The sequence below is a fragment of the Streptomyces sp. NBC_00377 genome (genome assembly GCF_036075115.1).
In the GTDB taxonomy this organism is placed as follows: domain Bacteria; phylum Actinomycetota; class Actinomycetes; order Streptomycetales; family Streptomycetaceae; genus Streptomyces.
The window spans coordinates 5,293,602-5,312,904 of sequence record NZ_CP107958.1 but is presented as its reverse complement, the minus strand read 5'-3'; the positions used below and the strand labels follow the sequence as shown (position 1 = coordinate 5,312,904).

Genomic DNA, 19,303 nt, shown 5'->3' with positions numbered 1-19,303 from the left:
ATCCCGGCGCCACCGCGCGGCTAGAGGTCGTAGACCACGGTGACGGGAGCATGGTCCGACCAGCGCTCGCCGTGTGTGGCCGCCCGCTCCACGAAGCCCTTGACGGCCTTGTCCGCGAGGGAGGGCGTCGCGACCTGGAGGTCGATGCGCCATCCCGAGTCGTTGTCGAACGCCCGCCCCCGGTACGACCACCACGTGTACGGCCCCGCGACCTCCGGGTGCAGCGCCCGTACGACGTCCACGTAGCCGCCGTCGCCGGCGGTGAACACCTGGGTCAGCCAGTCGCGCTCCTCCGGGAGGAAGCCGGAGTTCCTGGTGTTGGAACGCCAGTTCTTCAGGTCGGCCTGCTGATGGGCGATGTTCCAGTCGCCGCAGACGAGGACCTCACGGCCATCGGCGGCGGCGCGGGCGCGCAACGCCTTGAGATGGGTCAGGAACTCGTCCATGAAGCGGACCTTCTCGTCCTGCCGGTCGGTGCCGACCTCGCCCGAGGGCAGGTACAGGGAGGCGATCGTCACACCGGGCAGGTCCGCCTCGACGTAACGGCCGCTGCCGTCGAACTCGGCCGAGCCGAAGCCGACACGGACGGCGTCCGGTTCGCGGCGGCTGTAGAGGGAGACGCCGGCGCGCCCCTTGGCGGCGGCCGGGGCGTGGGTGACGAACCAGCCCTCGGGCGCCCGGACCGTCTCCGGCAGCTGCTCCGGCTCGGCCCGCACCTCCTGGAGGCACAGCACGTCGGCGGAGGTGTCCGCGAGCCACTCCACGAAGCCCTTCTTCGCGGCGGCACGCAGTCCATTCACGTTCACGGAGGTCACGGTCAGCACCCGGGCACGATACAGGCCCGGTTCCGCCGGGACACCGGCACACTGGACCGGGTCCAGAACTCACTTTTCCAGGAATGTGCATACAACTACTGTGAACAGCATGAATATACGTCCGGTTCCCTTCGACCACCCCGACGCCGTCAAGCTCAACGACGAGGTCCAGGCCGAGTACCACGAGCGCTACGGCGACGGAGGCGACGCAACGGTCCTGGAGCCGTCCGACTTCCAGCGCCCGCGCGGCGTCTACCTCATCGCGTACGACGAGCTGGACCGGCCCGTGGCCACCGGCGGCTGGCGCAGCCAGGACGACGACGGCAAAGGACACCAGGACGGCGACGCCGAGCTGAAGCGGATGTTCGTGATCCGCGAGATGCGCGGCAGAGGGCTGGCCCGGCGGATGCTCACCGCGCTCGAAGAGGACGCCCGGACGGCCGGCCGCACCCGGATGGTCCTGGAGACCGGCACCGAACAGCCGGAGGCCATCGCGCTGTACACCTCCAGCGGGTACGAGCCGTGCACCAAGTTCGGCTACTACCGCGAGTACGAGAACAGCCGCTGCTACGCCAAGCCGCTCGGTTCCTGAAGAACCCGGCTTCCGGGAACCTCGCGGTCCGGAGCGCCCTGGAAGGGGACCGCGCCGGCGCCATCGGTGCGGGCACAGGCCCTGGGGTATGCCTGGCCCTACCCCAGGTCTCGGTCCTGCCCGACAGACCGGACAGGGGCGCACACGGTTTCGTGGAGCCATGACCACACTCGCTGTCCAACTGACCGCCGTGAACAGGCGATACGGTGCCGCGGGCACCGGCGTGACCGCCCTCCGCGACGTCACCATCGGCCTCCCCCGGGGCTCCTTCACTGCCGTCATGGGACCGTCCGGCTCAGGCAAGTCGACCCTGCTCCAGTGCGCCGCGGGGCTGGACCGGCCGACCTCGGGGTCGGTGCGGATCGGCGGGACCGAACTGACCGGGATGAGCGAGAGGCGGCTGACGCTGCTGCGCCGGGAGCGGATCGGCTTCGTCTTCCAGGCGTTCAACCTGCTGCCCGCCCTCACCGCCGAGCAGAATGTCGCCCTCCCGCTGCGGCTCGCCGGCCGCCGCCCTCCCAGGGCACGGGTCCGTGATGCCCTGCGGCAGGTCGGGCTCGCCGACCGCGCCGGTCACCGCCCGGCCGAACTCTCCGGCGGCCAGCAGCAGCGCATCGCCCTGGCCCGCGCCGTGATCACCCGCCCGGACGTCCTGTTCGCCGACGAACCGACCGGCGCGCTGGACTCCCGTACCGGCCGCGAGGTGCTGACCCTGCTGCGCTCCATGGCCGACGCATCCGGCCAGACCGTCGTCATGGTCACCCACGACCCGCTCGCCGCCTCCTACGCGGACCGGGTGATCTTCCTGGTCGACGGCCGGGTGCACGGTGAACTCCGCGACGCCGACGCCTGCGTGAAGGTGATCGCGGCACGGATGGCGGCACTGGAGACCGGGACGGAGACCTCGGCTCAAGGAGGGACAGAGGCCGGCGGGCCGGGGCTCTCCCCCGCAGAGAGCCCGGCATGGGCGCCCGCAGACACTCCTACAGGCTCCTCGGCAGGTGCCTCGTGCTGAGCGTCGCGCTGCGCACCCTGCGCGCCCGGTGGGCCGCCTTCGCCGGCAGTTTCGTCGCCCTCGCGCTCGGCGTCGCGCTGCTCACCGTGATGGGCCAGGCGCTGGCCGCGTCGCTGGCGGCGCCCGCACGTGCCCCGGAACGGTTCGCCGTCGCACCGGTGGTGGTCAAGGGTCAGGACACGCTGAGGGTGGCGACCCCGGCAGGCGAGCGGACGAAGGCGCTGGCCCGGCCGCGACCGGTGCCCGCCGCGACCGTCGCCGCGCTCCGCGCGAAGGGCCGGGTCACCGAGGACCGCTCCTTCCCGGTCCGGGTGGCCGGCATCCCCGGCGCACCGGACAACCTGGTCGGGCACCCCTGGTCGACGGCACGTTTCGCCCCCTACGCGCTGACGGCGGGCCGGGCGCCCGAGGCGGCCGACGAGGTGGTGACCAGCGACGGCTGGGCGGCCGTGGGCATCCGGCTGCGCACCGCGGACGGCCCGGCGCGCGTGGTCGGGACCGTGCGCGGACTCGGATTCGAGCACGCCGTGTTCTACCCGGACGCCCGGGCCGCCCGACTCTCCCCGGAGTCGTCCCAGTTGGTCGTCGAGGCGACCGCGGCGGACGTAAGGGCAGTCCTCGCGGACGAGGACCCGGACGGGCAGGTACGGATCCTCACCGGGGACGCCAGGCGGCTGGCCGACGCCGACCCGGGCCGGGACGCCGAGGCGCTCACGGCGCTGAACGCCCTGTTCGGCACGGCGGGCGGCGTGACCGCCTTCGTGTCGGTCTTCGTCGTCGCCTCCACCTTCGCCTTCGCGGTCGACCGGCGGCGCCGCGAGTTCGGACTGCTGCGCACCGCCGGGGCGACACCGGGCCAGGTCCGGCGCACGGTCCTGGCGGAGGCACTCCTGGTCGGCACGCTCGCCTCGGCGACGGGCTGCGCACTGGGCGCGTACGGCGCGCCGCTGCTGGGCGAGTGGGTGGTCGACGGCGCCCTGGCGCCCCGGTGGTACGCGATCGGCGGCCCCTCGGCCGGGGTGTGGCCGTACCATCTGGCCTTCTGGACGGGCCTGTCGGTCGCCCTGTGCGGCGCGCTCGCGGCGTCCTGGCGGGCCGGCCGGACCGCCCCGGCCCAGGCGCTGCGCGAGGCCTCGGTGGACGGACGCGCACTGACCCGGGGACGCCTCGTGTGCGGTGCGGCGCTGCTGCTCACCGCCGTCGCGACCCTCGCGTACTCGCTGGTGACCGACCCCGGCGAGCTGCTGCACCGCAAGTCGTACATCAGCCGCCCCATGCTGCTCATCACGGCGGTGGCGCTGCTCTCGCCCCTCACGGTGCGCCCGCTGCTCCCCCGACTGCCGGGAGTGGTCGGCCTGTTGACGCGGGCCGGCGCCGTCGCCGCGGTCCGTCGTACCGCCGCCGTCGCCGCGCCCGTCCTGGTCACCGTGGCACTCGCGGGTTCCCTGCTGGGCGCGACGGCCACGATCGGCGAGGCGGAGGCGGCGGAGGCACGACAACGGACGGCCGCCGACTTCGTGGTCACCCCGCGGGACGGAACAGTTCTGCGGCCGGGGGCGCTCGAGCGGCTTCGCCAGGTCCCCGGCACGGTCGTGTCCGCGAGTTCCGCCACCGCCGTCTACACGCTGGAGGACGGCGTGGCGCTGGTGAAGTCCGAGGCCCGGGCGGCCGACCCGGCGCTCCTCGCCGCCACCGTACGGTTGCCGGTGACCGCCGGGCGGCTCGCCGACCTCGACGACGGGTCGATCGTCGTGAACGAGGAGTGGGCGCGGCACCGGGTGGGGCAGCGGGTACGGGTGTGGCTCGGGGACGGCACACCGAAGACCCTCCGTATCGCCGCCGTGCTGACCGTCGGCACGGGCGGCAACGGCGCCTACGTCACCCCGGCCAACGCGGGCGGCGGGAGCGGTGGGGGTGAGGACGCAGTGGACCGCGTGGACGTGCGGGTACGGGCCGGGGCCGACGCGGCGGCGGTGGCGGCGGGTCTGCGCGCCGTCGACGGAACGCGGGTCATGGACAGGGCGCAGTGGATACGAGCCGCTCGCCCGGAGACCAACCGCACGACCCGGCTCGGCATGCTGCTCGTCCTGGGCATCGCGCTCCTGTACACCGGCATCTCGCTCGCCAACACCCTGGTCATGGCGGCCGCCGAACGCAGGTCCGACCTGACGGCCCTGCGGCTGGCCGGAGCCACGGGAGGACAGATACTGCGGCTGGCGGCCGCGGAGGCGCTGACCGCGGTGGGGTTGGGTTCACTGCTGGGCCTGCTGGTGACGGCCGTCAACCTGGCCGGCCTGACCGGCGCCCTACGACTGCTCTCGGCCCCGCCGACGATCGTCCTGCCCTGGCCGGCGATCGGCTGGACGGCAGCGGCCTGTGCACTCGTCGCGACCGCCACCGCACTGACCTCGACCGCACCGGCACTACGCACCCCTGGCACACGACCCGCCAGGCCGCACGAACCCGGGACCACGACCAACCGGGCCTGAACCATGGCCTTCGGCTCCGCCGGCCGTCGAAGCGAGAAGAGGCCGGCCGTCGAAGTGAAAGGGGCCGGCCGTCGACTTCGTGTCGTCCCCTCAGGTGTCCGCGCCGTCGGCGGCCGGCGCAAGCGCGCCCGGTTCGCCGTCGTCCGGGCGGCGGGCCGCTTCGGCCGCCTGACGCAGAACCGCGCGGCCGACCTTGTTGACGGCGGCGATCGGATGAATCACCACGCCGTCGTCGGGCACGGCGTACGCGTGGCCGTCACCCTCGTTGCGGTACCAGGGGTCGTCGCTGTCGTGCTTCCGGAAATCCGTGTCGCGGCTCTCCAGGGCGGGCAGCAGGAAAGAGAGTTGGCCGAGTGCCCGGGGTCGCGAGATCCGCAGTAGTTGCTCTACGTAGCTGCTGTACGGCATGCCAAAGCCCCGGTCAGGAAAACCCGACCGGGGCTTTGAGCTGCGTGGACCTGTGGGGATTTGAACCCCAGACCCCCTCGATGCGAACGAGGTGCGCTACCAGACTGCGCCACAGGCCCTTGCAACGAGTGAAACTCTAGCATCCCGGTCGGCCTGCTTGGAAATCCGTTCCCCGAGGCCGGGCGTGGGGTGGGAGCCCCTCATTCGTTGGCGGCCCGGGGGCGCTCGCCGTCCTCGTACTGGTCGAACAGCGGGGTGCGGCCGCGCTCGCGTGAGCGCCGGGCCGAGGCCGCGCGCCGGGCGTCGCTGCGCTCGTCGCCGTCCGCCTCCCTGTCGTCCGCGGCGTCCGCGGCGTCCGCCCCGTCGGCCTCCCCGGCCGGTGCGTCGCCCGCGTCCGCCGCCTCGTGCTCCGGCGTCACCGAACTCGAGCGGGCCGAACTCCATGCGTCCGGCGCCCCGAGGTCCACGTCGGAGGTCGCCCGGGGTGCGACCGGCGCGGTCACGTAGGTCGGCAGCGGTACCGGTACCGGGTCCCAGCTGTCACCGTGTCCGGGCCTGTGCTGCCGCTCACGCTGCTGGTCGACCCACTCCGCGTGGTCGGTCTGCTCGACGAGCGCCCTGCGGTCCGCGGCGAGGGCGAGCAGGCCCGGGTCGGTCTCCGGTTCGGGGGCCGCATGCGGCTCCTCTGCCCCGGCGTCGGTGCCGGGGTCGAGGGACGAGGCGGTCGCCGAGGCGGGCGCACGCCGGCGCGGCTGCCGTTCCCGCAGCCGCTGCGCGGCGACCTCGGCGCGCCTGCGGTCCATCTGGTAGGCGAAACGGCGGCGCTCCTGGGAACGCAGGTACCCGATGTATCCGCTGAGCAGGACGGCGGGGACGCCGGGCGCCCAGAGGAACGCGAGCCCGCCGACCGCAGCGACGATCGCGCCGAACGTGAAGGCGAGAAAGAGCATCATGGTGGTGCGTCGGCGGCGCGCGAGCGCCTTCGAACGCTGGGCGCGCGCGGCGGATGCCTGCTCGGAGGGCGTGCGCCGGGCGACGGGCACCCGTCGGCCCGCCGGCGCGGCGCCTCCCTCGCGCGCGTGCTTGGCGCCCGGTTCGCGTTCGCGCTGTTCCTGAGCGTGCTTGGCCACCGGCTCGCGCACGGGTTCACGCGCCGGCTCCGGGCGTCCCGGTCCACGCTCGTGCACGCGTTCGTGCCCGCGCTCCTGACCCCGTTCCTGGCCACGCTCCTGGACCGGCGCCTTCACCTGGGGGCGGGTCGGTGGCATGGCGAAGGACCGGACGTCCACCGACGCGGTGGCGACGTCCGGAGCGTCGGCGCCCGACTCCCCCTCCTCGGTGGAGCGCGCCTGCAGGTCCTTGGCGTACCGGCGCTCCATGCCCGCCCGTCCGGAAAGCAGCCGGATGGCGGTGCTGAAGCGTTCCGTCGGACGGGCTTCGTTCAGCTCGTCCTGCCTACGGAGCCACATAGGCACCAAGTAGGCGGCCCAGGCCCCGACAATGACTGCGTAGATGAGGCCGCTGCTGCTCACGTCTCACACGGTAGAGGGGTTTGCGTGAGGCCATCCGCCAATTGGGCCGGTGTGTCGCACGATCTGGCTGATATTTCGAACTTTTTTTGCGACCGGTGCGATCAACCGATCATTTTCGAACATCTATTCGGCTGGTCGGGTAATTCAATTGGACGCCTTCTGCGAGCGTGTGCGCCGCCACCGGTTCAGCAGGCCCTCGGGGACCTCCTCCGCCGTGAGCGCGAAGACCAGGTGGTCGCGCCAGGCACCGTCGATGTGGAGATAGCGCGGCCGCAGCCCTTCCTCACGGAATCCGAGTTTCTCCACGACCCGGCGGCTCGGGCCGTTCTCGGGGCGAATGCAGACCTCGATGCGGTGCAGTCCGACGCTGCGGAAACAGTGGTCCACGATGAGCGCCACGGCCGTCGGCATCACACCGCGGCCGGCCACCGACTCGTCCACCCAGTAGCCGACATGCCCGGAGCACATCGATCCCCAGGTGATCCCGGCGACCGTCAACTGCCCGACGAGCCGCCCCTGGTACTCGATGACGAACGGCAGCATCCGCCCCGCGTTCGCCTCGGACCGCAGGTGCCGGACCATCTGGCGGTAGGTCGGCCGGTGCGCGATCGGCCCGGTGGGAGCGGGCGGCGGGATGGTCGCCTCCCAGGGGCGCAGCCAGTCGCGGTTGCGCCGGTTGACCTCGCGCCAGGCCCGCTGGTCGCGCAGCTTTATGGGCCGCAGGACGATGTCGCCCTCCACCAGTTCCACGGGCCAGGACGAGCCGTTCAGCTGGCACCCCCGTGGCTGACTCCGGGGTGGTCGCCACCGCGGATCTGGTCGACGGCGTGGATCAGCAGGGGCTCCAGGACGGCCAGGCCGTCCTTCACACCCCCGGTGGAGCCGGGCAGGTTGACGATCAGCGTGCCGCCCGCCACCCCCGCCACGCCCCGGGAGAGCGCCGCGGTGGGCACCTTCTCCCGGCCGTGCGCCCGGATGGCCTCGGCGATGCCCGGTACCTCGTGGTCGAGCACCGCGCGGGTCGCCTCGGGGGTGCGGTCGGTGGGCGAGATGCCGGTGCCGCCGGTGGTGACGACGGCGTCGTACCCCGCCTCGACGGCGGCCCGCAGCGCGGCTTCCACCGGGTCACCGTCGGGGACGACCTGCGGCCCGTCGACGGCGAAGCCGAAGCCGCGCAGGCCCTCGGCGATCAGCGGGCCGCCCCTGTCCGCGTAGACGCCGGCGGCGGCCCGGTTCGAGGCGGTCACGACCAGTGCGCTGTACGGAGCGAGCAGGGCGCCGCCGATCGCCGCGTCATGTGTCATGCCCGGCTCCAGTCGCCCGACTTGCCGCCCGTCTTCTCCTCCACACGCACGTCCGTGATCACCGCCTTCTTGTCGACCGCCTTGATCATGTCGATCACGGTGAGCGCGGCGACGGAGACCGCGGTGAGGGCCTCCATCTCGACGCCCGTACGGTCCGTCGTCCGCACCGTGGCGGTGATCTCCACGGCGTCGTCCGCGACCGTCAGATCCAGTTTCACACCGGACACGGCCAAGGGGTGGCACAGCGGGATGAGATCCGGGGTGCGCTTGGCGCCCATGATGCCCGCGATCCGCGCGGTGGCCAGCGCGTCCCCCTTGGGTACCCCTTCACCGCGCAGCAGCTCGACCACGCGGGGCGAGACGAGGACACGCCCGCTGGCACGCGCGGTGCGCGCGGTGACGTCCTTGCCGGATACGTCGACCATGCGGGCGGCGCCCGCGTCGTCGATGTGCGTGAGTCGGTCCTGCGTGCTCATGGTGGTGTGGCACTCCCGGTCGGGCCTGTTGTGCGCGACACGGTACCCCCAACCAGGACCACTCAGCCGAGGAGGACCACCTCGACATCGGCACCGGGCTCGACCGACTCCACGTCCTCGGGGACGACGATCAGCGAGTCCGCGTGCGCGAGGGCCGCGACCAGGTGGGAACCGGCGCCGCCGACCGGGCGGACGCTGCCGTCGGCATAGGCGGCGCGCAGGAACTGTCTGCGGCCTTTCGGCGAGGTCAGCGGCTTGTCGGCGGTGAGCTTCGCGCGCGTGGTGGGCCGGTGGACGTCCTCGAGACCCATGAGGGTGCGGATGGCGGGGCGGACGAACAGCTCGAAGGAGACGTACGACGAGACGGGATTGCCGGGCAGGGCCAGCAGGGGGATGTGGTCGGGGCCGACGGAGCCGAATCCCTGGGGCTTGCCGGGCTGCATGGCGAGCCTGCGGAACTCGACGCCGCCCCCCGCCTCGTCCTCGTCGCCGACGTGCTCCAGCGCCTCCTTGACCACGTCGTACGCCCCCACGCTCACTCCGCCGGTGGTGACGACGAGGTCGGCGCGGACGAGCTGGTCCTCGATGGTGGAGCGAAGGGTGTCGGCGTCGTCGGCGACCGCGCCGACCCGGTAGGCGATGGCTCCGGCGTCCCGGGCGGCGGCGGTGAGAGCGAAGCTGTTGGAGTCGTAGATCTGACCGCTGCCCAGTTCCTCTCCTGGCTGGACGAGTTCGCTTCCGGTCGACATCACGACCACGCGCGGGCGCGGGCGCACGCGTACGGCGCCTCGGCCGATCGCGGCGAGCAGGGCGATCTGGGGCGGTCCGAGGACGGTCCCGGCTTCGAGGGCGCGGTCCCCCGCCTTCACATCGCTGCCCTTCGCGCGCACGTGCGCGCGTGCCTCGGCCGGCCGGTACACGCGCACCTGCCCGGAAGCCTGTTCGGGGGCGATGCTGCGGGCGCGCATCCCGCCGACCGGGCCCCCGCCGAGCCCGCCGTCGGTCCACTCGACGGGGACGACGGCCTCCGCGCCGGCCGGGAGCGGGGCGCCGGTCATGATCCGGGCGGCCTGACCGGGCCCCACGTACAGCTGATCGCCCGACTGTCCCGCCGCGACGTCCCCGACGACGTCCAGAGCCGCCGGGAACTCCTCGCTCGCGCCCGCGACATCCGCGACCCGCACCGCGTACCCGTCCATGGAGCTGTTGTCGAAGGGCGGCAGCGAGACCGGCACCGTGACGTCGTCGACCAGGACGCAGCCCTGGGCGTCGGGCAGTTGCAGCTCGATGGGCTCCAGGGGGCGGACGGTGGCGAGGATGTCCCCCAGGTGTTCGTCCACCGACCAGAGGCGGTCCTGACCGGCGGGGCGGGGCGCGGCGGTGCTCAAAGTGGCTACATCTCCTCGGTGACGTAACTGCGAAGCCAGGTACGGAAGTCCGGACCCAGATCTTCACGTTCGCACGCGAGTCTGACAATGGCACGCAGGTAGTCGCCGCGGTCGCCGGTGTCATAGCGGCGGCCCTTGAAGACGACGCCGTGGACGGGGCCGCCGATCTTCTCGTCCTGCGCGAGCTGCTGGAGCGCGTCGGTGAGCTGGATCTCGCCGCCGCGGCCGGGCTCGGTCCGGCGCAGAATGCCGAACACGCTCGGATCGAGGACGTAGCGTCCGATGATCGCGTAGTTCGACGGGGCGTCCGTGGGCTCCGGCTTCTCGACCAGCCCGGTCACCTGGACCACGTCACTGTCCACGGTGGCCTCCACGGCCGCGCAGCCGTAGAGGTGGATCTGCTCGGGGGCGACCTCCATGAGCGCGACGACGCTGCCGCCGTGCTGCTCCTGCACCTCGATCATCCGCTGGAGCAGCGGGTCGCGGGGGTCGATCAGGTCGTCGCCCAGCAGGACGGCGAAGGGCTCCTGTCCGACGTGGGGGGCCGCGCACAGGACGGCGTGTCCGAGGCCCTTGGGGTCGCCCTGGCGGACGTAGTGCATGGTCGCGAGGTCGCTCGACTGCTGGACCTTGGCGAGCCGAGCGGCGTCGCCCTTCTTCTGGAGGGCCGACTCGAGTTCGTAGTTGCGGTCGAAGTGGTCCTCGAGGGGACGCTTGTTCCGGCCTGTGACCATGAGGACGTCGTCGAGGCCCGCGGAGACGGCCTCCTCGACCACGTACTGGATAGCAGGCTTGTCCACGACCGGCAGCATCTCCTTGGGAGTGGCCTTGGTCGCCGGCAGGAACCGGGTGCCGAGGCCGGCTGCGGGGATGACAGCCTTGCTGATCCTGGGGTGCGACTGAGTCATGGCGGCAACCTTATCCGGTGACTTTGAGAGGGATCTGTGGCTCCGGTCAATTAATGATCATATGAACGCATTGGAGCGGTGTGAGGGAGAAGTGGGGGAAGCGCCATATGAGCCACCTCGAAGGCGGACCAGAGTCTGACAAACGCATGTTGCGGCGAGGGTTCCTGGCCGTGAGGAACAGGTTGACGACCGATGACGTACGCGCCGCGGCCCTCGCGCTGGCCGAGCGCGCGCTGGAGCTGCCCGAGTTGACCCACGCGCGCACGGTGGCTGCCTACGTCTCCGTGGGTACCGAGCCCGGCACCCCGGCGCTGCTGGACGCGCTGCACGCGCGTGGCGTGCGCGTGCTGCTCCCCGCGCTGTTGCCCGACAACGACCTGGACTGGGGCGCCTACACCGGCGAGGGCTCGCTCGCGCCGGTCCGGCACGGCGGCCGGATGACGCTCCTGGAGCCGGCCGGCGAGCGCCTCGGCCCGGATGCCGTGACGGCCGCCGACGTGGTGCTGCTGCCGGGACTGGCGGTCGACGAGCGCGGTATGCGTCTGGGGCGCGGCGGAGGGTCGTACGACCGCGTGCTGGCCCGATTGGCGGAGTCCGGCGCACGTCCCTCGCTGGTGGTGCTCCTGTACGACGCCGAGGTCGTCGAGCGCGTCCCCGAGGAGGCGCACGACCGGCCGGTGCACGCCGTGGTGACGCCTTCGGGGACGCGCCGCTTCACCTGACTCCTCGTGCCCTCATGCGGAAGGGGCCCTCCACGCACGCGTGGAGGGCCCCTTCGGGTCGGCGGGTCAAACGCTCAGGGTTCGAGCACCAGGGTGTCGCTGGTGCTGTCGTCGACGGCCTTCTTCGAGAAGGACCACTCGAGCAGTTCACCGTTGGCCCATTTGCTCGTCTGATCGGTGTAGTGCGCGCTGAAGGCGTGTCCCGAGGCGCCGGTGAGGTTGATCCACTTCGACTTGTCGAGGTCGGCGAGGTTGACCACCATCCGCATCGAGGGCACCCATACGACGCCGTAACCGCCGGCCGCGTTCCAGCCGGTCGCGTTGACCGTCGCCTCGCCGCCGCCGAGCTTCCACGGCCCGCGGTTGAGGATGTACTGGAGGACGCCGGGGCCGCTGGTGCCCAGGGTCTGGTTCTTCAGGAACAGGCGGTGCAGCCGGCCCCAGCTCCAGGTGTCGATGTCCTTGCCGAGCTTGGCGGTCAGCTCCCAGCGGGCGTCGATCATGGCGCGCGCGAACAGCTTGTCGCGGTCGTGGACGGCTCCGGGACGGGTGCCCGACTCGGGCGTCGTCCACCAGTCGCTGTCCGGCTTCGCCATCAGGTTCTCCACGACCTGGAACCAGCGGTCGCCGCCGTCCGGCTGTGCCTGGTCGGCGTCGCGCTGGCCGCACTCGCGGACCTTCTTGGTGTCGTCGACCGGGCCGGTGGTGTTGACGGGGTCGACCCACAGGCACTGCCCCTCGACGCGCAGTTCCTTGGGCAGCTTGTTGCCGAAGGCCAGCTTGAGGATGTTGCGCCAGACCGCGTTGAAGTAGGCGGCCGCAGCCGAATCGGCGTCCTGGGTGAAGCCCCAGTTCTCCAGCAGTTTCTGCGCCTCGCGGACGTCCGGGTCGTCGAGGTTGATCTTCTTCAGCACCGGCACGAGCCGCTTCGCGATCTCGCTGTCGTCGTCCAGCTGCATCTGGCGCATGTCGTCGGTGGAGATCTTGCCGCCGCCCTTGATCTTGCTCTTGATCAGGTCGGTGATCCGCTGACTGCGTGCGCCGTAGCCCCAGTCCGTGGTGAGCGTGTAGGGGTACTTGTCCTTGTCGATCACGGCCTGGTTGGCGGTGACGATGTAGCCGCGGGTGGGGTTGTACTCGTAAGGCAGCTCGTCGAAGTCGATCGTGCCCGTCCACTTGTACTTCGAGTTCCAGCCGGGTGCGGGGATCGAGCCGTCGACGCCCTTGGCGCGCGTGGGGATCTTTCCGGGCAGCTGGTAGCCGATGTTGTTCGAGGTGTCGGCGTAGACGAGGTTCTGCGAGGGCACGTCGAAGAGCTTGGCCGCGCCGCGGAACTCGTCCCAGTCCTTCGCCTTGTCCATGGCGAAGACGGCGTCCATGGAGGTGCCCGGTTGCAGGGCGGTCCATTTCAGAGCGACGCCGTAGCCGTCGCCGCGGTCGGGCGCCGCGGTGTCCAAGGTGTCCACGGCGGCCTTCTTGCCGACCTTGACGAGTTCGTCGTCGCGGTCGGACAGCAGGGGCATGCCGTCCTCGGTCTGCCGCACGACGATCGTCTTCGACGCACCGCCGGCGACCTTGATGGTCTCCTCGCGCGTGGTGAAGGGCTTGATCTTCTTGTCGTACTGATAGCCGTCGCCGGAGAGCTTCTCCAGATAGAGATCGGTGACGTCGACGCCGGAGTTCGTCATGCCCCAGGAGATGGTCGAGTTGTGTCCGATGATCACACCGGGCATGCCCGCGAAGGTGTATCCGGAGACGTCGTACTGGCACTTGCTGGAGACGGCCCGGCAGTGCAACCCCATCTGGTACCAGACGGATGGCAGCGAGGCCGACAGGTGCGGGTCGTTGGCCAGCAGCGGCTTGTGGGTGATCGTGTGCTCGCCGGCGACGACCCAGGAGTTGGAGCCGATGCCGTTGCCGTTCACCCCGACGGCCGTGGGCAGGTCGTCCAGCACGTTGTAGAGGCCGGAGAGCTGGCTCTGCAGGGCCGAGCCGTCCGTACTCGAGGACGAGCCCGACGAGCCCGTACCGTCACCGGAGCCGCCGTTCGTGGAGCTGCCTGCGGAGCCGCCCCGGCCGTCGCTCTGCTCGAACGTCTTGGTCAGTTCGTCGTACTGACCCTCCTGAACGATCGTCTGGTTGCTGTTGTACGGGTACTGCGGATACAGGTCGGCGATCTGCGCGGGGCCGAGCCGGCTGGTCATCAGGGCCCGGTCGATCTCGTCCTGCATGTTGCCGCGCAGGTCCCAGGCCATCGCCTTCAGCCACGAGACCGAGTCGACCGGGGTCCACTCGGCCGGCTTGTAGTCGTTGGTGAAGCCCAGCGCCGCGTACTCCAGGGAGATGTCGGCGCCGTCCTTGCCCTTGAGGTAGGCGTTGACCCCCTTGGCGTAGGCCTGGAGATACTTCTTGGTGGAGGCCGACAGCGTCTTGTCGTACTCCTCCTTGGCGACGCGGTCCCAGCCCAGGGTGCGCAGGAACTCGTCGTTGTCGACCTGGCTCTTGCCGAACATCTCCGACAGACGTCCGGACGTCATGTGACGGCGCACGTCCATCTCGTAGAACCGGTCCTGGGCCTGGACGTAACCCTGGGCCATGAACAGGTCCTCGTCGGAGTCCGCGTAGATCTGCGGGATGCCGTAGCCGTCCCGTTTCACGTCGACGGGCCCGGTCAGGCCCTCGAGTGTGATCGAACCCTTGGTCTGCGGGAAGGACGCGCGGACGGTACTGATGGACCAGTAGGCGCCGTAGGCGATGCCTCCGATGATGGCCAGCACCAGCACAAGCACGATCAAACGGGCTTTGCGCCCCTTCTTCCTGCCGGACTTGCCGGGCTTGTCACCCGATGTGGCGGTGGTGTTGGAGGGCATCGCTGTCCTTGCTGTCCTAACGCGAGCGGCAGGGCGGGCTGTGCTTTCTACTGAGCGCTGGAGCAACCATAGGCGCAGGGCCTCGAGGCACTTGACGCGGAGTCGGGTACCGGCCCGGAGGGATGTTCGATCTTCCCTCAGCGAGTGTCAAGAAATCGTCAAGAGTTAGGTAAGGTAACGAAGTAGTTGGACCCGGGGCGCGCAGCTTCGTGTCCGATGTATCCGATGCACATGTGCGCCCGCGCGCAAGCCGCGCGCGCCGGTGAAGGGAACTGCCGCTGACTGTCCACCACCTCAACCAGCTCCTGCTCGTCTGCTCGCTCGTTCTGCTCGTCGCCGTCGCGGCGGTCCGTATCTCCTCGCGCAGCGGGCTCCCCAGCCTGCTCGTGTACCTGGGCATCGGCGTCCTCATGGGCCAGGACGGCATCGGCAACATCCACTTCGACAATGCCGAGATGACCCAGGTCATCGGCTACGCCGCCCTGGTCGTGATCCTCGCCGAGGGCGGCCTCGGCACGAAGTGGAAGGAGATCGAACCCGCCCTGCCGTCCGCCACGGCGCTGGCACTGGCCGGGGTCGCGGTCAGCGTCGGCGTCACCGCCACCGCCGCGCACTTCGTGACCGGGCTGGAGTGGCGACAGGCGCTGATCATCGGCGCGGTGGTGTCCTCGACCGACGCGGCGGCGGTCTTCTCCGTCCTGCGCAAGATCCCCCTCCCCACGCGTGTGACGGGCACGCTGGAGGCCGAGTCCGGGTTCAACGACGCCCCGGTGGTCATCCTGGTGGTCGCCTTCTCCACCGCGGGCCCCGTCGAGCACTGGTACGTGCTGCTGGGCGAGATAGCGCTGGAACTGGCCATCGGCGCCGCCATCGGCCTGGCGGTCGGCTGGCTGGGCTCCTGGGGCCTCCGGCACGTCGCGCTGCCCGCCTCCGGCCTCTACCCGATTGCCGTCATGGCGATCGCCGTCACCGCCTACGCCGCGGGCTCACTGGCGCACGGCAGCGGTTTCCTGGGCGTCTATCTCGCCTCCATGGTCATGGGCAACGCGAAACTGCCGCACTGGCCCGCCACCCGCGGATTCGCCGACGGCCTCGGCTGGATTGCGCAGATCGGCATGTTCGTGCTGCTCGGTCTCCTGGTGACCCCGCACGAGCTGGGCGACGACGTGCTGCCCGCGCTCGTCATCGGCCTGGTGCTGACCATGGTGGCCCGACCGCTCAGCGTCGTGCTGTGCCTGACGCCGTTCCGGGTGCCCTGGCAGGAGCAGACGCTGATGTCATGGGCCGGACTGCGCGGTGCCGTCCCCATCATCCTGGCGACGATCCCCATGGTGAACGGCGTCGACGCCAGCCGCCGCATCTTCAACATCGTCTTCGTGCTGGTCGTCGTCTACACCCTGATCCAGGGGCCGACGCTGCCCTGGCTGGCGCGCAAACTCCGCCTGGGCGGGGACCCCGAGGCCGCCGACCTCGGGGTCGAGTCGGCGCCCCTGGAGCGGCTGCGCGGGCATCTGCTGTCGGTCGCGATCCCCGAGGGGTCGAAGATGCACGGTGTCGAGGTCAACGAGCTGCGACTGCCGGCCGGGGCGGCCGTCACCCTCGTCGTGCGTGAGGGGACCTCGTTCGTGCCGCTGCCGACGACCGTGCTGCGGCACGGCGACGAACTCCTGGTCGTCGCCACCGACCCGGTCCGCGACGCAGCCGAACAGCGGCTGCGCGCCGTCGGGCACGGCGGCAAACTCGCCGGATGGCTGGGCACGGGCGGCAGCGCGCGTTAAGCGCACGTTTCGCACTGTTCACACCCCCTTCATTCGGAGGCGGCTCGTTTCATGGTGCTCATTTTCACAGGAATCTCGTTCTTGGTCCCTGTAAGATGAAGGCACACCTTGATCGAACCAACTCTGCCTGACGCAGAGCTGGCGCGACCGTATGGCGGCCGGCACACCTCGTGCAGCGAGCACCGGCATCTACCGCAGCACGCGCAAGAGGACAGCTCTCGGCGCCCCCGCGCACAGAACGGGGTCGCGCTACCAGGCGGCAGAAAGGCACGGGCCGTGGCATCCACGGTCACCACCGAGCCGTCGAAGGACTCGTCGGCCGCCTCCCGCCCGGGATACGGGCAGCTGCTGCGCACCCGTGGCGCCTGGACGTTCCTGCTGCCGGGCTTCGCCGCCCGGCAGCCGTTCGCGATGCTCACCATCTCCATCGTGCTGCTCGTACAGCACACCACCGGCTCGTACGGCGCGGCCGGTGCCGCCGCCGCCGTCACCGGTGTCTCCATGGCGCTGTGCGCGCCGTACAGCGGGCGTCTCGCCGACCGGTACGGGCAGCGCGCGGTGCTGATCCCCGGCGTGCTGCTGCACACGGTGTCGGGCCTCACCCTCACGGTGCTCGCCCTGAGCCATGCGCCCCTGTGGACGGTGTTCGCGGCGGCCGTGCCCACCGGCGCCTCGGTGCCGCAGATCGGCCCCATGGTGCGGGCCCGCTGGGCCGTGCGGCTGAAGGGCTCGCCCCTGATGACCACTGCGGCGGCCTTCGAGTCCGTCACCGACGAGCTCACCTTCGTCTTCGGCCCGCTGCTGGCGACCGCCCTGTGCACCGGTGTCAACCCGGCCGCCGGCCTGATCACCGAGGCCTCGCTGACCCTGTTCGGCGGTCTGCTGTTCGCCGCGCGCAAGAGCACCCAGCCCCAGGTCGCCGTCACCGGGCACACACGCGTGGAGCACGCCTCGGCTCTGCGCGTCCCCGGCGTGCGCGTGCTGATCGTGGCCTTCCTGGGCATCGGCACCGTCTTCGGCGGCATGCAGGTCTCGCTGGCGGCGTTCACCGAGTCCATCGGCGAGCCCGGCCTGAACGGTGTCCTCTACGGCACCTTCGCCGCGGGCAACATGCTCTCCGGCCTGGTCTGCGGCGCCATCGCCTGGAAGGTCGCCCCTCGCCAGCGCCTGGTCGTCGCCTACGCAGCGCTGGCACTCGTTGCCTCCGGACTGTGGGCCGCGCACTCGGTGCTCGTGCTGGCAGGTCTGGGGCTCCTGGTCGGCATGTGCATCGCGCCCGCGCTGATCACCGGCTACACGCTGGTCGAGGACCTGGTCCCGGCCGGCGCCCGCACCGAGGCGTTCACCTGGCTGACCGGCGCGGTCGCGCTCGGGCAGGCGGCCGCCGTCACGGTCGCCGGACAGCTGGAGGACCACTTCTGGGGCGGCGCCGGTTTCCTGGTGCCGATGGGCGGCACGGTGCTGGCCCTGGTGACCCTGCTCGCGCTGCGTTCACGGCTCGCGACGCGCCCCCGCGCGCGGACCGTCGCACGTGGCGTCGGTCACCGCGCGCCGGTGACAGTGGACTGATCCCGGGGAATACGTCAAGATAGACCGTCGTTAGCACTCACTGAGTGAGAGTGCCAGGAGGAAGACAGTGCCGACCTACCAGTACCAGTGCACCGAGTGCGGCGAGGGCCTCGAGGCGGTGCAGAAGTTTACCGACGATGCCCTGACCGAGTGCCCCAACTGCGGTGGCCGCCTCAAGAAGGTGTTCTCCGCCGTCGGCATCGTCTTCAAGGGCTCCGGCTTCTACCGCAACGACAGCCGCGGCTCCTCGTCGAGCAGCTCGCCGGCGTCGTCCTCGAAGTCGGCGACGTCCGGTTCCGACGCGAAGCCGTCGACCTCGTCGTCATCGTCCTCGGACTCGAAGTCGTCGAGCACCGGCACCTCGACCGGCAGCAGTTCAGCCGCGTAAGGCTCGCTCACTGGACCCTGTCGTCGTACGACGACAGGGTCTTCGGCGTTCCCGGGGCCGTTAGGGTGCGACGCATGGCGAACCAGGCGAACGCAGAGATAGGCGTGATCGGCGGCTCCGGCTTCTACTCGTTCCTCGAGGACGTGACGGAGCTCGAGATCGACACGCCCCACGGGCGGCCCAGCGATTCCCTCTTCCTCGGCGAGATCGCGGGCCGGCGGGTCGCCTTTCTGCCCCGGCACGGCCGCGGACACCATCTGCCGCCCCACCGGATCAACTACCGGGCCAACCTCTGGGCGCTGCGCTCGGTCGGTGCGCGCCAGATACTCGGTCCGTGCGCGGTGGGCGGTCTGCGCCCCGAGTACGGGCCTGGCACGCTGCTCGTGCCCGATCAGCTGGTCGACCGTACGAAGTCGCGGACCGGAACGTACTTCGACGGGCTGCCTCTGCCCGACGGCACGGTGCCCAACGTGGTGCACGTGTCCCTGGCCGACCCCTACTGCCCGGTGGGACGCTCGGCGGCCCTGAAGGCGGCACGCGGCCGGGGGTGGGAACCGGTGGACGGCGGGACGCTGGTCGTGATCGAGGGGCCCCGGTTCTCGACCCGTGCCGAATCGTTGTGGCACCGGGCGCAGGGATGGTCGGTGGTCGGTATGACGGGCCACCCGGAGGCCGCGCTCGCCCGGGAACTCGAACTCTGTTACACATCGCTGACCCTGGTCACCGATCTGGACGCGGGCGCGGAGAGCGGCGAGGGTGTGTCGCACGAGGAGGTGCTGCGGGTGTTCGCGGCGAACGTGGACCGGCTGCGGGACGTGCTGTTCGACGCGGTGGCCGCGCTGCCCTCCGACGGGCAGCGGGACTGCCTGTGCATGAAGGCGCTGGGCGGACTGGATCCGGGCTTCGAGCTGCCGTGACGGGACCCCGGGCGGGACGGGAAAGGCCGATCCTCAAGGGGAAGTTCCCCTTCGGGTGAGGGAGTTGTCCACAACCCGGCTGTCGTCCACGGGCTCCGGCGAGCGGCGGCGCGAAGCCTCAACGTGGCTTCG

At 71.0% G+C, this 19,303-nt stretch carries 17 protein-coding genes and 1 tRNA gene; 8 read left to right on the top strand and 10 right to left on the bottom strand.

Translation table 11 applies throughout. From position 1 onward, the window contains the following. Positions 1–20 precede the first annotated feature (20 nt). Entirely contained in the window at positions 21–824 is an 804-nt protein-coding gene (locus OHS71_RS23880; protein WP_328481382.1) for an exodeoxyribonuclease III, read from the bottom strand. 100 nt (positions 825–924) lie between these two features. On the opposite strand from OHS71_RS23880, the gene OHS71_RS23875 reads away from it, so the two are divergent. The 3 genes from OHS71_RS23875 to OHS71_RS23865 all read left to right on the top strand — a co-directional run bounded on the left by OHS71_RS23875 (position 925) and on the right by OHS71_RS23865 (position 4,911). Continuing rightward, the gene (locus OHS71_RS23875) at positions 925–1,407 is read left to right on the top strand and encodes a GNAT family N-acetyltransferase (protein WP_328481381.1); all 483 of its coding nucleotides are present in this window, start codon (positions 925–927) and stop codon (positions 1,405–1,407) included. Between the two features lie 160 nt (positions 1,408–1,567). Then, positions 1,568–2,422, top strand: coding sequence for an ABC transporter ATP-binding protein (locus tag OHS71_RS23870; RefSeq protein ID WP_328481380.1), 855 nt, complete (start codon positions 1,568–1,570; stop codon positions 2,420–2,422). After that, positions 2,416–4,911, top strand: a complete 2,496-nt coding sequence (locus tag OHS71_RS23865) for an ABC transporter permease (RefSeq protein WP_328484619.1) — start codon at positions 2,416–2,418, stop codon at positions 4,909–4,911. Before OHS71_RS23870 ends, OHS71_RS23865 begins: the two co-directional genes overlap by 7 nt. 90 nt (positions 4,912–5,001) lie before the next feature. On the opposite strand, the gene OHS71_RS23860 is transcribed toward OHS71_RS23865, so the two are convergent. The 8 genes from OHS71_RS23860 to galU form a co-directional block, all read right to left on the bottom strand. Then, on the bottom strand, positions 5,002–5,319 hold the full coding sequence (locus OHS71_RS23860; RefSeq protein ID WP_328481379.1) for a hypothetical protein: 318 nt from the start codon (positions 5,317–5,319) through the stop codon (positions 5,002–5,004). 45 nt (positions 5,320–5,364) lie between these two features. Then, positions 5,365–5,438: transfer RNA gene (locus tag OHS71_RS23855), tRNA-Ala, on the bottom strand. A gap of 81 nt (positions 5,439–5,519) precedes the next feature. Continuing rightward, on the bottom strand, positions 5,520–6,851 hold the full coding sequence (gene sepX, locus OHS71_RS23850) for a divisome protein SepX/GlpR (protein WP_328481378.1): 1,332 nt from the start codon (positions 6,849–6,851) through the stop codon (positions 5,520–5,522). 144 nt (positions 6,852–6,995) lie between these two features. After that, entirely contained in the window at positions 6,996–7,601 is a 606-nt protein-coding gene (locus OHS71_RS23845; RefSeq protein WP_328481377.1) for a GNAT family N-acetyltransferase, read from the bottom strand. Between the two features lie 17 nt (positions 7,602–7,618). After that, on the bottom strand, positions 7,619–8,155 hold the full coding sequence (locus tag OHS71_RS23840) for a MogA/MoaB family molybdenum cofactor biosynthesis protein (RefSeq protein WP_328481376.1): 537 nt from the start codon (positions 8,153–8,155) through the stop codon (positions 7,619–7,621). Next, a complete protein-coding gene (moaC, locus tag OHS71_RS23835) occupies positions 8,152–8,631 on the bottom strand; it encodes a cyclic pyranopterin monophosphate synthase MoaC (RefSeq protein WP_328481375.1) in 480 nt (159 codons plus the stop codon). The genes OHS71_RS23840 and moaC overlap by 4 nt, the downstream gene beginning before the upstream one ends. Positions 8,632–8,693: 62 nt before the next feature. Continuing rightward, entirely contained in the window at positions 8,694–10,019 is a 1,326-nt protein-coding gene (glp, locus tag OHS71_RS23830) for a molybdotransferase-like divisome protein Glp (RefSeq protein ID WP_328481374.1), read from the bottom strand. 5 nt (positions 10,020–10,024) lie between these two features. Next, a complete protein-coding gene (gene galU / locus OHS71_RS23825; protein ID WP_328481373.1) occupies positions 10,025–10,927 on the bottom strand; it encodes a UTP--glucose-1-phosphate uridylyltransferase GalU in 903 nt (300 codons plus the stop codon). A 107-nt stretch (positions 10,928–11,034) separates the two neighbouring features. Between galU and OHS71_RS23820 the strand changes: the two genes are divergently transcribed. Beyond that, the gene (locus tag OHS71_RS23820) at positions 11,035–11,649 is read left to right on the top strand and encodes a 5-formyltetrahydrofolate cyclo-ligase (protein ID WP_328481372.1); all 615 of its coding nucleotides are present in this window, start codon (positions 11,035–11,037) and stop codon (positions 11,647–11,649) included. A 74-nt stretch (positions 11,650–11,723) separates the two neighbouring features. Here the strand turns inward: OHS71_RS23820 and OHS71_RS23815 are convergent, their stop codons facing one another. After that, on the bottom strand, positions 11,724–14,519 hold the full coding sequence (locus OHS71_RS23815) for a penicillin acylase family protein (RefSeq protein WP_328481371.1): 2,796 nt from the start codon (positions 14,517–14,519) through the stop codon (positions 11,724–11,726). Between the two features lie 272 nt (positions 14,520–14,791). Here OHS71_RS23815 and OHS71_RS23810 point away from each other — a divergent pair, with 272 nt between their 5' ends. The 4 genes from OHS71_RS23810 (at position 14,792) to OHS71_RS23795 (ending at position 19,171) form a co-directional block, all read left to right on the top strand. Further along, positions 14,792–16,297: a potassium/proton antiporter gene (locus OHS71_RS23810; RefSeq protein ID WP_328484618.1), complete on the top strand. Its 1,506-nt coding sequence runs from the start codon at positions 14,792–14,794 to the stop codon at positions 16,295–16,297. Positions 16,298–16,573: 276 nt separating this feature from the next. Then, the gene (locus tag OHS71_RS23805) at positions 16,574–17,866 is read left to right on the top strand and encodes an MFS transporter (RefSeq protein ID WP_328481370.1); all 1,293 of its coding nucleotides are present in this window, start codon (positions 16,574–16,576) and stop codon (positions 17,864–17,866) included. A gap of 67 nt (positions 17,867–17,933) precedes the next feature. Beyond that, entirely contained in the window at positions 17,934–18,254 is a 321-nt protein-coding gene (locus tag OHS71_RS23800; RefSeq protein ID WP_328481369.1) for an FmdB family zinc ribbon protein, read from the top strand. A 74-nt stretch (positions 18,255–18,328) separates the two neighbouring features. Next, on the top strand, positions 18,329–19,171 hold the full coding sequence (locus OHS71_RS23795) for an S-methyl-5'-thioadenosine phosphorylase (protein ID WP_328481368.1): 843 nt from the start codon (positions 18,329–18,331) through the stop codon (positions 19,169–19,171). The last annotated feature ends 132 nt before the right edge of the window (positions 19,172–19,303 follow it).